We start from the raw sequence: 14936 nt of genomic DNA, 5'->3' as shown, positions 1-14936 counted from the left end.
GCGATCGAAGGACAGACCACCTCGAACCGGTCAGCGGCAGCCGCAGCGGGCCAGGGCGGCCGTGACGCGGTCGAGGGCGCGGCGGGTGTCGTCGAGGCTGCCCGCCGGGGCCCGGTCGGCGAGCACGGCGAAGGTGAGCAGCCGCCCGTCGGCGGTGGTGACCAGCCCGGCGATGGCGTGCACTCCGGTCAGCGTCCCGGTCTTGGCCCGGACCACGCCGGCCCCGGCCGTCGTGCCGTCCGACCGGTACCGCCCGTCCAGGGTGCCCGACCAGCCGGCCACCGGGAGGCCGCCGAAGATGATGCCGAGCTCCGGGTGGGTGCCGTCACCGGCGAGGGCGATCAGGTCGGTCAGCAGGGACGGACTGATCCGGTTCCGCCGGGACAGCCCGCTGGCGTCGGAGAGGGTGATCTCGTCGGCGGGCAGGCCCAGCTCGCCGAGGACGATGTCCATCGCCGCCGCCCCGCCGGTGAAGGAGGCCGGCCGGTTCCGGGCCAGCGCCACCTGCCGGGCGAGCGCCTCGGCGATCACGTTGTCACTGTCGGTGATCATCATGTCGACCAGCCGGATCATCGGCGGCGACTCGACCTTGCCCAGTTCGGTGCCCGGGGCCGGCGCCCCGCCGGTCGAGGCCCCGCCGCCGGTCGGCGCGGTGCCCCGCTTGACCTCGCCGGCCGCGCCGGAGAGCCCGAGCAGCCGGGCGAAGGCGCGGCCGGCGGCGAGGTCCGGCTGGGGGCTGCGCTCCGCCCAGCCGTGGCTCGCGTCGAAGTTCTTCTTCGCCACCACCGGGTTCACCCGCGCACCGTCGGTCATCAACGCGCTGATCGCCGCGCCGAACCCGCCGGTGGGGATGTCCGAGTCCCAGCCGGGCCCGTACACCGGGCCGGGAAACAGCGTGGAGTCGACGGTGACCCGGGTCGGCGCGGTGTTGCCGAGCGCCTTTCTGACCTGCTCGGCCAAGGCGTCGAGGCGGGCCGCGCCGGGGTAGAAGCCGTCGCCGTCGACCGCGAGGGTGGGGTCGCCGCCGCCGACGAGCACCACCTCGCCGGGGGCCGCGCCGGCCACCGCCCGGGTCGGGATGCGGTGGTCGGGGCTGCGGGCCTCCAGCACGGTCACGGCGGTCGCCAGCTTGGTCACCGATGCGGGCACGGTGCCGTCGTCGCCGCCCCGCGAGTAGAGCGATCGGCCGGTCGTCACGTCGGCCACCGAGACGTTCACCCGGCTGCCCAGTTCGGTGGCGCCCAGCAGCGGGCCGATCGCGGCCTCCACCCCGTCGGCGGTGGGCTCCGGTGCGTTGGCGTCCGGGCCGGCGAGGACCGGGGCCGGGTCCGGCTCGGCGGTTGCGGTGTTCGCCCGCGGGGTGGCCCCGCCGTCGCCGAGCCAGCCGGCGACCGGACCGGGCCGGACCACCACCAGGCCGGCTCCGACCAGGGCGAGCAGCAGCACTACGGCGAGCACGGCCAGCGGGCGGCGTCGGCGGCGGGCGGGCGACGGGTCGTACCCCGGCGGGGGACCGACGGGCGGGTCACCGGGACCGCCGGTCGCGGACGGGACCGGCACGGCGGCCGGCTCCGGGGCCACGGGCGCGGGCTGGTCGGCCACGCCCGCCGCGACGGAAGCGGCGGAGGCCGCGACGAGGTCCGGGGAGCCGCCGGCGGCCGAGGGCCGCCACGCCGGCGGCGGGGGACGCTCGCCCGGCCCGACGATCGGGGCCGTGGCCTCCGGGTCGAAGTCGTCCGGAGCCGGCTCCTGAGCGCGCGGAACGTGTGCCTCGGGCACCGGCACCCGCCCGGTCGCGTTCCCGGACCCCGGGTGCGGGTTCTTCCGCCCGTCAACCCCCTGTGGGCGGTAGTGTGAATCTTCCCTCCCCACGACCCCCTCCTCCCCGTGCGGAAAACAGCTTGGGTGACACTACTTCGGTCCGAAGACTATGCGGCGGCCGGAGCGGGCGGGTGGGCATTCACCTGCCCGGGAGCGGTGCCACTGGTTCCGTCAGCCAGCGTGGGCAAACGAGGGAGCGTGGGAGATGGATTTCGACGTCACGGTTGAGATCCCCAAGGGTCACCGCAACAAGTACGAGGTGGACCACGCGACCGGCCGGATCAGGTTGGACCGCACCCTCTTCACGTCCACGCAGTACCCGGCGGACTACGGGTTCATCGAGGGCACCCTGGGCGAGGACGGCGACCCGCTGGACGCGCTGGTGCTGGTCCCCGAGCCGACCTTCCCGGGCTGCCTGATCCGCTGCCGCACCATCGGCATGTTCCGGATGACCGACGAGAAGGGCGGCGACGACAAGGTCCTCTGCGTGCCCTACGAGGACCCGCGCCAGGAGCACCTGCGCGACATCCACCACCTCGGCGAGTTCGACCGGCTGGAGATCCAGCACTTCTTCGAGGTTTACAAGGACCTGGAGCCCGGCAAGTCGGTCGAGGGCGCGACCTGGGTCGGCCGCGTCGAGGCGGAGGCCGAGATCCGCGCGTCGTACCGGCGGGCCAAGGAGGCCGAGGAGCGCGGCGAGACCATCCACTGACCCACCCCGCGTCGACGGGCCCGGTGGCCGCTCAGCCGAGCAGCCCTCGGGCCCGTTCGTACAGGTCGAGCACCGCGCAGGCCACCGGCACCACGGAGACCACCAGCGCCGTGTCGACCAGGTCGGCCGCCCGGCCCAGGTACGGGGAGGCGGGCCGCCGGGCGTATGTGGTCCCGGCCGCCACGGCGAGCAGGGCGACGGCCAGCCCGCCGACGGCCAGCACCAGCCGCCCCGCCGACCCCGAGCCCACGGCCAGCACCCCACCGAGCAGGGCGGCCCCGGCCAGTCCGGCGACGACCGGGGGCATCCGGTGGCGAACCGCCACGAACAGCCGCGAGCGCAGCAGCAGCACGGCGGAGACCACGGCGACCAGCAGCCGCCCGGCCACCCCGCCCGCCGTCGTGAGCACCACGGCCGCCCCGGCCACCAGCACGGCATGCCCGAGCAGCATCCCGGTGAGCATCTCCTCGGTGCGGGCCACCGCCGCGTGCACCCGGGCCCGGTCCGGCAGGTCCCGAACGGCGTCCGCGCCGGGGCCGCTGTCGCCGGGCAGGGTGATCGGCGGCAGCGGCATCTTGCCCAGCCGGATGGCCAGCAGCGGCAGTGCCCCGAGCGCGAAGACCAGGACGCAGACCAGCACGGCGGCGGCACCCCCTGCGGGCAGCGCCAGCCCGCCGAGGCCGGCGAGCGCGCCGGCCACGCCGACGGTCGCGCCGGCCACGAAGACCCGCACCCCGCTGGCCACCCCGAGCAGGCCCAGCACCGCCACCAGCAGCAGCGCCACCGCGCCGGCCAGCAGCTCGGGGGCACCGAGCCAGGGCAACGGCGCGACCGGGCCGATCGCGTCGCCGGAGCTGACCGCGAGGGCGCCGGCCGCGAACGCGTACGGCAGGGCGTAGCCGCCCAGGGTCGCGCCGGTGGCCCCGTCCCCGTACGCGCGGGAGGCGACCGCGCCGGCGAGGGTGAGCAGCAGCGCCACCGCGCCCGCGACGGGCCAGCCGCCCCCGGGCCCGGCGGCGAGCACGGCGAGCAGCCCCACGCCGAGTGGTACGGCCGCGCCGGCCAGGGCTGCGGATCGGGTGGCGGCCGGCGACCAGGCGGCACCCCGGCGGCGGGCCCCGTCGACGATCGCCTCGACCACGTCGTCGTACTCCAGCTCGGGCCACTGCGCGCGGGCCGGCACCAGGTGCAGCACCTCGCCGTCGCGGACCCCCTGGGGAAGCAGGGCCTGCGCGGTGAGCAGCACCGCGCCGTCGGTGCGGCGCAGCACCCAACCGCCGTGCCGTTCGCCGTCGTCGGCCAGCCCCTCGCCGGCGTGCCGGAGCACCTCGGGCAGCAGCTCGGCCAAGGGGACCTGCTCCGGCAGCGCGACGTCGACCCGACGCTGGGGGGCGCTGATCGTGACACGGGCCAGCCCGGTTGTCATCGACGCATCTCCATATCGAGGAAGGATGGTGGCTGCGCGGACGACAGGACTCTACCTACCATGAGCCAGGCTCGGGTTACCGAGCGCTGTGGGGAGGTCGAGTGTCCACCGTCGTCATCAAGCGACCACCCCGGCGACCCGCGCCGGAGATCCCGGTCGGCGAGCTGCCCGTCGAGGCCCCGCCGGAGATCCCCGCCGTCACCGGCAGCCGCTGGCAGCAGGCGCTGATGGTGCTGCCCATGCTGGGCGGGACGGTCGCGATGGCGATGATGTTCGGCCGGGGCGGCGGGGCGTACTCGTACGTGGTCGGCGGGATGTTCGGGCTCTCCTCGCTGGCCATGCTGGTCACCTCGTGGGGCAGCGCCTCCGGCACCCCGAAGAAGTCGGAGATGATGGCCGCCCGCCGGGAGTACCTGCGGCACCTGGGCGCGCTGCGCCGCCGGGTCCGGCAGACCGCCGGGCGGCAGCGGGCCGGGCTGCACTACCGCCACCCGGACCCGGACCGGCTCTGGTCGACCGTCGACAGCCACCGGGTCTGGGAGCGCCGGCCCGGCGACCCCGACTTCGCGGTGGTCCGGGTGGGCGTCGGCCCGCAGACCCTGGCCACCCCGCTGGTCCCGCCGGTCACCCGCCCTCTGGAGGAGCTGGAGCCGATGACCGCCGGAGCGCTGCGGCGGTTCCTCGACGCGTACGCGGTGGTGCCCGACCTGCCGGTGGCCCTGTCGCTGCGCAGCTTCGTCCGGGTCTTCGTCCGGGGCGAGGCACCCCGCGACGGCGCGGAGGCGGGCGTCCGGCCCGGCACCGGATCGCCCGACGCGCAGGCGCTGGGCCGGGCGTTGCTCATCCAGCTCGCGGTCTTCCACGCCCCGGACGAGCTGATGGTCGCCGTCTGCGCCGGCCCGGAACGGCGGGCGCTGTGGGAGTGGGTGAAGTGGCTGCCCCACGCCCACCACCCCACCCGCACCGACGCCGTCGGCCCCGTCCGCCTGGTCACCAGCTCCGCCGTCGAGCTGGAACGGCTCCTCGACGAGGTGCTGGCCAGCCGGTCCCGGTTCAGCCCGACCGGCCCGGCCACCGACGGGCCACACGTCGTGGTGGTGCTCGACGGCGGCGACCTCACCGGCGCCACCGACCTCGTCGGCGACGGCGGCATCGACGCGGTCACCGTGGTCGACCTGGACACCCCGCCGCCCCGGCTGCTGGACCGGTACGCCCTCCTGCTCGACCTGCGTGGCGGCCGGCTGCACTCGCACTCCGTCGAGGGGCACGCTGAGGTGGGCATCGCCGACCGGCTGGCGCTGGCCGACGCCGAGGCGGTCGCCCGCCGGCTCGCCCCGCTGCGGCTCGCCACCGCCGTACGCGGGCCGGACGCCCCGGTCAACGCCGAGCTGGGCCTGCCCGAACTGCTCGGCATCGGCGACCCGGAGAGCTTCACCGCCGAGCAGGGCTGGGCACCCCGGTCGGCGCGGGACCGGTTGCGGGTGCCGATCGGGGTGGGCGCCGACGGCGGCGCGATAGAGCTGGACCTCAAGGAGTCCGCGCAGGACGGGATGGGCCCGCACGGGCTGCTGATCGGGGCCACCGGCTCCGGCAAGTCCGAGCTGCTGCGCACCCTGGTCCTCGGGCTGGCCGCCACACACAGCTCCGAGCAGCTCAATTTCGTCCTGGTCGACTTCAAGGGCGGGGCCACCTTCGCGTCCTTCGACCGGCTCCCGCACACCGCCGCCGTGATCACCAACCTGGCCGACGCGCTGCCGCTGGTCGACCGGATGGTCGACGCGATCAACGGGGAGCTGATGCGTCGCCAGGAGCTGCTGCGCCGGGCCGGCAACTACGCCAGCCTGCGCGACTACGAACGGGCCCGGTCGGCCGGCGCGCCGCTGGCCCCGCTGCCGTCGCTGCTGCTGATCTGCGACGAGTTCTCCGAGCTGCTGTCGGCCAAGCCGGAATTCATCGACCTGTTCGTGCAGATCGGCCGGCTGGGCCGGTCGCTGGGGGTGCATCTGCTGCTGGCCAGCCAGCGGCTGGAGGAGGGACGGCTGCGCGGGCTGGACACCCACCTGTCGTACCGGATCGGGTTGCGGACCTTCTCGGCCCTGGAGTCCCGGACGGTGCTCGGGGTTCCGGACGCGCACGAGCTGCCCCGCTCTCCGGGGCACGGGTACCTGCGCTTCGGCACCGAGCCGCTGATGCGTTTCAAGGCCGCGTACGTCTCGGGGGCGCTGCGACGCCGGAGCGGCGCGGCGGCCTCCGGCGGGGCCGGCGCGCCCCGCCTGCTGGCCTTCTCCACCTACGTGGCACCGGTGCCGGAGCCGCCAACCCTGGCCCTGACGGCGGCCGCCGAGGACGAGGCCGGCCGGGAAAGCCTGCTCGACGTGCTGGTGGGGCGGCTGGCGGGGCAGGGTCCGCCCGCACACCAGGTGTGGCTGCCGCCGCTGGATACCGCACCCACCCTCGACGAGTTGCTCGGCCCGGTCGGCATCGACCCGACGCGCGGGCTGACCTTCGCCAACCCGGAGCTGCACGGCGCGCTCCAGGTGCCGGTGGCCGTGATCGACAAGCCGTTCGAGCAGCGGCGGGACCTGCTCTGGCTCACCCTCGGCGGGTCGGCCGGGCACGTCGGCGTGGTCGGCGGCCCGCAGAGCGGCAAGTCGGGCCTGCTGCGCACCCTGGTATGCGCGCTGGCGTTGACCCACACCCCGGTGGAGGCGCAGGTCTACTGCCTGGACTTCGGCGGTGGTGGGCTGGCCGCGCTGCGCGACCTGCCGCACGTGGGCGGGGTGTCCGGCCGGACCGACCCGACCGCCGTGCGGCGCACCGTCGGGGAGTTGGTCACCGTGTTGGTCGACCGGGAGCGCCGCTTCGCCGAGCTGGGGGTGGAGTCGATGGCCGCGTACCGGCAGCGGCGGGCCGCGCTCGCTGCCGCCGGGCAGCCCGGCACCGACCCGTTCGGCGACGTGTTCCTGGTGGTGGACGGCTGGGGCACCCTGCGTAACGAGTACGACGACCTGGAGCCGCTGGTCACCGAGCTGGCCACCCGGGGCCTGTCGTACGGGGTGCACGTGGTGGCCGCCGCGATCCGCTGGACGGACTTCCGTCCGGCGATCCGGGATCTGTTCGGCTCCCGCCTGGAGCTGCGCCTCGGTGACCCGTCGGACTCGCTGCTGGTCCGGCGCGCGGCGGCGGCGGCCGTGCCGGACAAGCAGCCGGGCCGGGGCATGACCGGCGAGAGCCTGCACTTCCTCACCGCCCTGCCTTGGCTGGCCGGCCCGGACGGCGACACGGCCACCCTGGTCAAGGCGGTCGCCGGGGCGTGGGACGGTCCGGTGGCGCCCCCGGTCCGGCTGCTGCCGCCCGTGCTGCCGTACGCGGAGCTGGACCTGACCGCGACGGCCGGGCTGGCGCTGCCGGTCGGGATCGCCGAGGCGGACCTGCGCCCGGTGGTGCTCGACTTCGCCACCGAGCCGCACCTGCTGGTGTTCGGCGACGCCGAGTGCGGCAAGTCGTCGTTCCTGCGGGCCCTCGCGGCCACCATCGTCAGCCGGTTCACCCCGGAGCAGGCGCGGGTGATCCTGGTCGACTACCGGCGCAGCCTGATCGGCGCGATCGAGACCGAGCACCGGATCGGCTACGGCACGGCCGCCGCCCGCACCACCGAGCTGGTCGAGTCCGCCGCCGGGTACATGCAGCTCCGGCTGCCCGGCCCGGACGTCACCCCGGCGCAGCTACGTCAGCGGTCGTGGTGGTCGGGGCCGGAGCTGTTCGTGCTGGTGGACGACTACGACCTGGTGGCCAGCGGGCCGGTCAATCCGCTGCGGGCCCTGGAGGAGCACCTCCCCCAGGCCCGGGATATCGGCCTGCACCTGGTACTCGCCCGCCGGGCCGGCGGCGCCGGGCGGGGCTACGACCAGTTCCTCCAGCGGCTGAAGGAGCTCTCCACCCCCGGGCTGGTGATGGCCGGCAGCCCCGACGAGGGGCCGCTGGTCGGCCAGGTCCGGCCCGGTCCGCTCCCGCCGGGACGGGCCCGGCTGGTGACCCGGCGCGAGGGCGTACGCCTGGTCCAGTTGGCCCACCTTGCCCCGCAGTAGGGGGTCCACACGCCGGCGACCCGGTGATCTGCCCCCCGGAATGCCGCGTGACGGGGGTGGAAACCGGTAATCTCCGAGCAGCATGTGTCCGCCGCGATGAATGGCTGGAAATGTGACTGGGGTTCGGCACGGCAGACCCGCGACCGCGCGACGGTTCACCGGCCGCGTGTTGGTCGGCACGGCCACGCTCGCGGTGTCGCTCATCGGTCCGGTTCCGCCGTCGGCCCTCGCCGCGCCGGCCCGCCCCACCGGGTTCGTCCCGCTCACCGCCCCGGCGACGGCCAGCGCGCTCTCGCGGGTGTCTCCGGTCGACGCGCCGGCCCGAGCCGACCAGGTCCGCGACGAGCAGTGGCAGCTCGACGAGCTGCGGGCGTCGACCGCGTGGCGCACCTCGACGGGGCGCGGGGTAGTCGTCGCGGTGATCGACTCCGGGGTGGACGGTTCCCACCCGGACCTGGCCGGCCAGGTGCTGCCCGGCATCGATCTGGTCGACGGCGCCGCGGGCGAGGGGCCGGACCCGGTCGGGCACGGCACGACGGTGGCGGGCCTGATCGCCGGCCGCGACGACGACCGGCGGGGCGCGGTCGGGCTCGCCCCGGACGCGAAGATCCTCCCGGTGCGGGTCCTCGACGACGAGAACCGGTACGACGACGCGCTCATCGTCGCCAAGGGGGTCCGGTGGGCCGTCGACAACGGCGCCCGGGTGATCAACCTGTCACTCGGTGGCAGCGGTGACAGCCCGGCCCTGGCGGCGGCGCTGGACTACGCGTTCGCCCGCGACGTGGTGGTGGTCGCCTGCACCGGCAACGTCGCCTCGTCCTCCGACACCAAGGTCTGGTACCCGGCGCGGGAGCCGGGCGTGATCGCCGTGGCCGGCCTGGAGCGCACCAGCGACAACCTGTGGTCCGGCTCGATCACCGGCCCTCCGACGATCCTCACCGCCCCGGCGACCGGCCTGGTCGGCGCCCGGCCCGACGGCGGGTACTGGCGGGTGCAGGGCACGAGCTTCGCGTCCCCGCTCGTGGCCGCCGCCGCCGCGCTGATCCGGGCCCGCTGGCCGCAGATGTCCGCCGGCGAGGTGGTCAACCGCCTGATCAGCACCGCCCGGGACATCGGGCCCACCGGCCGCGACGACCGCTTCGGGTACGGCCTGGTCGACCCGGTCGCCGCGCTCACCGCCGACGTGCCGCCGGTGGGGCGCAACCCGCTCGACGACCAGTTCTCCCCCGGCGTCGTGGGCTTCGGCCCGGCACCCGGCTCCACGCAGGAGGCCCCGGTCGCGGGTGCCGGCGCGGACCCGCTCGGTTTCACCGCGCCCCACCAGCAGACCCGCTGGACGGCGCAGCCCGCCGGCGGCCGGGACGACGCCGACCCGAGGCGGCTCTGGGCCGGCGTGGCCCTCGTGGTCGCCCTGGTCACCGCAGCGGCGCTGGTGGTCCGCCGCTTCCGTCAGAGGGCCCGTTGAGCACTCCCCGGCCCGATTCCGTGCTCGGCCGGCCCGATTCCGTGCTCGGCCGGCTGATCCGGTGCCCGGCTGGGTAGGGATGCCGGGCATGAGCACGTCCGGTCAGCGCACCCGCGTCCCCGCGTCGCCGTCGTGGCGGGCCCGCCGGCTCGACCCCGACCATTCGCCGGGGCTGCGGCTCACCCTCGCCGCCACCGCCGCCTTCCTGGTCCTGGTGCCGTTCGCCCTGCTCGCCCTGCTGGTGCTCGGCTCCTGGCCGCCGCTGCACCGCTTGGACGCCTCGGTCGCGCAGGCCCTGCACGGGTACGCCGTCGACCACCCCGGCTGGGTGGGGTTCATGACCGTCTGGACCCACGCACTCGGTCCCGGGCCGCTACGGGTCGCCGCGCTCGCCGTGGTGGTCTGGTTGTTCGCCCGGCGCGCCTCGCGGCTGGCCTGGTGGGCGGCCACCACGATGGCGGTGGGTGGCCTGCTCGGCGCGTTGCTCAAGCTGCTGGTCGGCCGGGACCGGCCCGAACTGCCCGACCCGGTGGGCTGGGCCACCGGCTACTCGTTCCCCTCCGGGCACGCACTGAACGCCGCCCTCGCCGCCGGGGTGCTGCTGGTGGTCTTCCTCCCGTACGCCCGCACCCGCCCTGCCCGGCGGTGGGCGCTCTGGATCGCCGCCGCCGTGCTGACCGGGCTGACCGGAGTGAGCCGGATGGCGCTCGGTGTGCACTACGCCAGTGACGTGGTCGGCGGCTGGGTGCTGGGTGCGGCCACGGTGGCCGCCACGACGGCCGCGTTCCGCACCTGGAGGCCCCCGGGCCCGGCGGGCCGGGACCGGACGCCGACGGCCTGAGAGCCCGGGTCACGGCGGCCGGAGCCGGGTGGGGCCGCCGTCAGGTGCACTCGCCGGTGGCCACCCCGCGGGTCCGCTCGGCTCCGGCCAGGGCCACCGGGCGGGCCTCGGCCGCCGTCACCGCGAAGCCGGTGTTCGGGTCGTCCGCCGCCGCCGCGAAGATCACCCCGAGTACCAGACCGTTCGAGGAGAGCAGCGGGCCGCCCGAGTTACCGCTGCGGACCAACGCCCGGATCGTGTAGATCTCCCGGGTCACGTCGCCGGAGGAGTAGATGTCCGGGCCGGTGATCCGGTCGACGTCCCGGATCCGCGCCGACTGGGCGTTGTACGGCCCGTCGAGCGGGAAGCCCAGCACGATCGCGTCCGCCCCGCTGCCCGCGTTGCCGGCGGCGAACCGCAGGGACGGGCCGGGCAGCCCCGGCACCCGCAGCACGGCCAGGTCCCGGTCGGGGTCGTAGACGACGACCTCGCCGTCGTACCGGTCGCCGTTCAGCTCGACCGCCACCGAGCGGGTGCCGGCCACCACGTGCGCGTTGGTCATCACCCGGTCGTCGGCGTACACGAAGCCGGAACCCTCGATGCGGCGCGCGCAGCTCGGCGCGGAGCCCAGCACCTTGACCACCGAGCGCCGGCCGTCGGCCACCACCTGGGAGCCGGCGAGCGCCGGGTCGGGCGGCTCGACCTGTCGGGCCCGGGTGGGCGCGAGGTCGCCGAAGACGTCCGGGAAGCCGTTGGTGTCGACGGTGTCCCGCAGCGCGGTGGACAACTCCTGCGCCTGGTCGGGCAGGACCCGGTCGACCACGGTGAGCAGCGCGCTGTTGCGCACGGAGGAGGCCAGCCAGGGCAGCGATGACGAACCCAGCGGCACGGCCACCAGCCAGGCGACCAGCATGACCGCGAAGAGCGAGACGAAGGCCCCGCCGACGTCGTCGGCCCGCTTGGCGACATCGCTGGTGATGGTCTGACGCAGGTGGGAACCGAGCCAGCCGGCCAGCGCCTGCCCCACCACGGCCAGCCCGAAGACGGCGACGAGAGAGATCAGCACCCGGGTGCCACTGTCGGTGAACTGGCGGGCCAGCAGCGGCCCGACCTGTAGCCCGATGAGCGCGCCCAGGAAGAACCCGGAGAACGACAGCACCCCGATGACGAAGCCCTGACGGTATCCGCTGATCGCGAACACGAGCATGAGCAGGAGCAGAACGAGATCCACGGCGGACACGCCCCAAGGGTACGGGCACCGGGCACGGCGGGTGCCCGCCGCTCGCGGAACGTGACGGTCAGGTCAGCGGTCCGGCCATCTCGTCTGCCGGGTCGGTGCCGGCGGAGGGGGCCGGCGCGGCGCCGGACGGCGGCAGGTCGACGACCCGGTCGCCCGGCCACGGACGGGCCCACCCGCCCATCTCCAACAGGGCGGCGAGCACCCCGGCGGTGAAGCCCCAGACCAGCATCCCGCGCACCGAGAAGGCCGGGCCGATCCAGCCGCTCGGGTGGCGTACCTGCATCCGGTTCTCCGGGGCGACCAGCTCGGCCACCGGCAGCCGGGCGACGTGCGCGACCTCGGCCGGCTCCCGGGGGTGCACCGGGTGCGGCCGGTGCCACCAGCCGAGCACGGGGGTCACCACGAACTCGCTGACCGGGATCCACAGCCTCGGCAGCTCCGCGAGGACGGTGACGCTGGCCGGGTCGAGGTCCACCTCCTCGTTCGCCTCGCGCAGGGCGGTGGCGGCGGAGTCGGCGTCGGTCGGGTCGGCCGCCCCGCCGGGGAAGGCCGGCTGCCCGGCGTGGTTGCGCAGGGTGGCGGCGCGTTGCAGGACCAGCACGTCCGGCCCCGCCCCGGGCTCCTCACCGAGCAGTACGAGCACGGCGCTCTCCCGCCCGCCGCTGGCCGGGGTGGTGAGCCGGGTGAAGTCCTCGACCCGCGCGGTGCCGAGCCGGGACAGCAGCGGCCCCATCCAGGGTGGTGGAGTGCGGCTCACGGGGTCACCAGCACGCCGAGGTGCTCGCGGACCAGCGCGGCGAGGCGGGCGTCGTCCAGCGCTCCCGAGGTGTCGACGTGCCGGACCCGGCCGTCCGCGCCCACGAGCACGGTCAGTGGGACGGCGTTGCGGTTGAGCGCCCGGCGCAGGCTCTCGCCCTGGTCGAACAGGACCGGGAAGCGAACGCCGAAGTCCTCGCCGATCGACTGGGCGGCGTCCCGGCTGTCCCGGGTGTTCACCCCGATCACCTGGAGCCGGCCGTCCGCGCGCTCGCTGAGCCGCTGGAACGCGGGCAGCTCCTTGCGGCAGGGCGGGCACCAGGACGCCCACAGGTTGACCACGGCCGGCCCGCGGACGTCCCGCAGGGCGACGGGGTCGCCGCCGGTGAAACAGGGCAGGGTCAGCTCGGGCAGCTCCGGCCCACCGGGCCCGACGGGGGCGGGGGCGGCCGAGGCGGGCGGCACCGTCAGGGCCGCGCAGGCGGCGAACGGCGACGGCCTGGTGTTCCTCCGGGGCTCGGCCGGCGTCGGCTCCTCGGCCGGAGCCGTCGTGCAGGCGCCGGCGAGCAAAACGAGCGGCAGGAGCAGGGCGGTGAGGCGGCGCTTCACGGCGCCTCCGCGGCGACCGCCTGCTGCGGCACCAGCTCCGGGTCGACGCCCGCCGCGACGGCCAGGTCCCGAGCCCGGGGGCCCTTGAGCAGCTTCGCGGCCGCTGCCGGCTCGGTCGGCCCGGTCCCGTACGAGGGGCAGAGTTTCGCCAGCGTGCAGGCACCGCAGCCCGGCTTCTTGGCGTGGCACACCCGCCGGCCGTGGAAGATGATCCGGTGCGACAGCATCGTCCAGTCGCGTTTCGGGTACATCGCGCCGATCGCGTGCTCGATCTTCACGGGGTCGGTCTCGGCGGTCAGCCGCCAGCGGTGCACCAGCCGCTGGAAGTGGGTGTCGACGGTGATCCCGGGGACGCCGAAGGCGTTGCCGAGGATGACGTTGGCGGTCTTGCGGCCCATCCCGGGCAGCGTCACCAGGGCGTCCAGCTTCCCGGGGACCTGCCCGTCGTACCGCTCGACGAGGGCCTGACCGAGCCTGATCAGCGAGGTGGTCTTGTTCCGGTAGAAGCCGGTGGGCCGGATCAGCTCCTCCATCTCGGCCCGGTCCGCCCCGGCGTAGTCGGCGGCCGTCGGGTAGCGGCCGAACAGCTTCGGGGTGACCTCGTTGACCTTCTTGTCCGTGCACTGGGCGGACAGGATCGTGGCGACGGCCAGCTCCAGCGGGTTGGCGTGGTCCAGCTCGCAGTGGGCGTCGGGGTGCGTCTGGGTCAGCACCCGGTGGATCTTCCGGGCGCGGCGCGTGCGGCCGAGGTCGGTCTCGGGGGCTCCGGGGGAACTGGTGGTCACGACGGAAAGCCTACGTCGGCCCGGTCACGGCCCGTCGGGCCCGCGCGGCCGGGCCTCGGGCCCGCGCGGCCGGGCCGGCTCACCCCTCGGTGATCCGGCCCTCGTCGTCGAAACGGGCGCCGCTTTTCGGGAAGTCCAGCCGGGTGAGCTGCCGGACCAGGCCGAGGCCCCGATCGTCCGGGTCCATGGTCGGCTTGCCGATCGAGTTCATGTACGTCGAGGTGAAGGACCCGCCGGCGAAGCTGCCGTCGGGCTTCAGCGACACCTTCAGCACGCCGCCCCAGCCGAGCCGGCCGTTGTTGCTCAGCGAGTTGCCGCCACCGGCGAAGTTGCCGAGGCTGTACGCGATGAGCCGGCCCCGGTAGAACTCCATGCCGCGCAGCACGTGCGGGCCGTGGCCGACGATCAGGTCCGCCCCTGCGTCGATCATGGCGTGGGAGAACTTGATCGGGTCGCCCCGGTTCTCGCCGAGGAACATCTCGGTACCTGGGCGCACCCGCGTCTTGTCCGAGCCCTCGCCGCCCATGTGCACCTGCACGACGACGACGTCGGCCATGGTGGTGGCCTTCTTCACCACCTCGCGGGCGGCGTCGATGTCGACCAGGCTGTTGGACCAGACGTACGACGAGAAGCCGGCGACGGCGATCTTGACGCCCTCGGCCTCGACCACGGTGATCTGGTTGGGCGCGCCGGTGTGCGCCAGGTCGTACTTCTCCAGCGCGGCCTGGGTGTTCCGGTAGCCCTTGGGGCCGTAGTCGTAGCCGTGGTTGTTGGCCTGGTTGAGCAGCTCGAATCCGCCGTCGCGCAGGTGCGCCGCGTACTCTGGCGGGGCGCGGAACTGGAAGCACCGGGTCGAGTTGGCACCACACTTGCCGGTGCCGGTGTCGACGGTGAGCGGCTCCTCCAGGTTGCCCATCACCAGGTCGGCCGCGAGCGCCTCCTTGACGGAGTCGAAGAAGCCCTTCCCGCCGCCCGGCGGGAGCCGGTTCGGCGCGTTGCCCATGATGATGTCGCCGGTGGCGGAGAGCGACACGCTTTCGGCTTTGCCCTCGGGGGCTTCCCCGGCAGGGACCGGGGAGGCGGTGCCGGTCGCCCCGCCCTGGGTGCTGGGCGGCCGGGAGGGTGCCTTGCTGGGCTCGGCGCAGCCGGCGACGAGCAGCACGCCGAGGATGAGCGCCGCGCGGCGGCGCGGGCGGGCGGCGCCGGGGCGGTGG

General features: G+C 75.3%; 11 protein-coding genes. 4 read left to right on the top strand and 7 right to left on the bottom strand.

All coding sequences use genetic code 11. The features are described from left to right. Window positions 1-30: 30 nt before the first annotated feature. On the bottom strand, window positions 31-1560 hold the full coding sequence (gene dacB, locus E1258_RS07185) for a D-alanyl-D-alanine carboxypeptidase/D-alanyl-D-alanine-endopeptidase (protein WP_371688580.1): 1530 nt from the start codon (window positions 1558-1560) through the stop codon (window positions 31-33). A gap of 466 nt (window positions 1561-2026) precedes the next feature. Between dacB and E1258_RS07180 the strand changes: the two genes are divergently transcribed. Next, window positions 2027-2533, top strand: coding sequence for an inorganic diphosphatase (locus E1258_RS07180; protein WP_007073387.1), 507 nt, complete (start codon window positions 2027-2029; stop codon window positions 2531-2533). Window positions 2534-2564: 31 nt separating this feature from the next. Here E1258_RS07180 and eccD read toward each other — a convergent pair whose 3' ends face one another. Beyond that, entirely contained in the window at window positions 2565-3959 is a 1395-nt protein-coding gene (eccD, locus tag E1258_RS07175) for a type VII secretion integral membrane protein EccD (RefSeq protein WP_132397987.1), read from the bottom strand. A gap of 101 nt (window positions 3960-4060) precedes the next feature. Between eccD and eccCa the strand changes: the two genes are divergently transcribed. The 3 genes from eccCa to E1258_RS07160 all read left to right on the top strand — a co-directional run bounded on the left by eccCa (window position 4061) and on the right by E1258_RS07160 (window position 10353). Next, complete coding sequence (gene eccCa, locus E1258_RS07170) at window positions 4061-8047, top strand: type VII secretion protein EccCa (protein WP_132397985.1); 3987 nt, start codon at window positions 4061-4063, stop codon at window positions 8045-8047. 100 nt (window positions 8048-8147) lie between these two features. Continuing rightward, a complete protein-coding gene (mycP, locus tag E1258_RS07165; protein WP_132397983.1) occupies window positions 8148-9512 on the top strand; it encodes a type VII secretion-associated serine protease mycosin in 1365 nt (454 codons plus the stop codon). Between the two features lie 88 nt (window positions 9513-9600). Next, window positions 9601-10353: a phosphatase PAP2 family protein gene (locus E1258_RS07160; RefSeq protein WP_132397981.1), complete on the top strand. Its 753-nt coding sequence runs from the start codon at window positions 9601-9603 to the stop codon at window positions 10351-10353. Window positions 10354-10393: 40 nt separating this feature from the next. Here the strand turns inward: E1258_RS07160 and E1258_RS07155 are convergent, their stop codons facing one another. The 5 genes from E1258_RS07155 to E1258_RS07135 all read right to left on the bottom strand — a co-directional run. Further along, window positions 10394-11572 (bottom strand): MarP family serine protease, encoded by a 1179-nt coding sequence (locus E1258_RS07155; RefSeq protein ID WP_132397979.1) that lies wholly within the window; start codon window positions 11570-11572, stop codon window positions 10394-10396. 58 nt (window positions 11573-11630) lie between these two features. Then, window positions 11631-12329, bottom strand: a complete 699-nt coding sequence (locus E1258_RS07150) for a CoA pyrophosphatase (protein ID WP_132397977.1) — start codon at window positions 12327-12329, stop codon at window positions 11631-11633. Next, window positions 12326-12937, bottom strand: a complete 612-nt coding sequence (locus E1258_RS07145) for a TlpA disulfide reductase family protein (RefSeq protein ID WP_132397975.1) — start codon at window positions 12935-12937, stop codon at window positions 12326-12328. Before E1258_RS07145 ends, E1258_RS07150 begins: the two co-directional genes overlap by 4 nt. Further along, window positions 12934-13722 carry an endonuclease III gene (gene nth / locus E1258_RS07140; protein ID WP_132397973.1) on the bottom strand — a complete coding sequence of 263 codons (789 nt, stop codon included), beginning with the start codon at window positions 13720-13722 and terminating at the stop codon, window positions 12934-12936. The genes E1258_RS07145 and nth overlap by 4 nt, the downstream gene beginning before the upstream one ends. Before the next feature lie 79 nt (window positions 13723-13801). Continuing rightward, on the bottom strand, window positions 13802-14936 hold a 1135-nt coding region (locus tag E1258_RS07135), incomplete at its 5' end, for a CapA family protein (RefSeq protein ID WP_371688579.1).

Source organism: Micromonospora sp. KC207, assembly GCF_004348615.1.
In the GTDB taxonomy this organism is placed as follows: Bacteria; Actinomycetota; Actinomycetes; order Mycobacteriales; family Micromonosporaceae; genus Micromonospora.
This window is presented reverse-complemented; position numbering and strand designations above follow the sequence as displayed.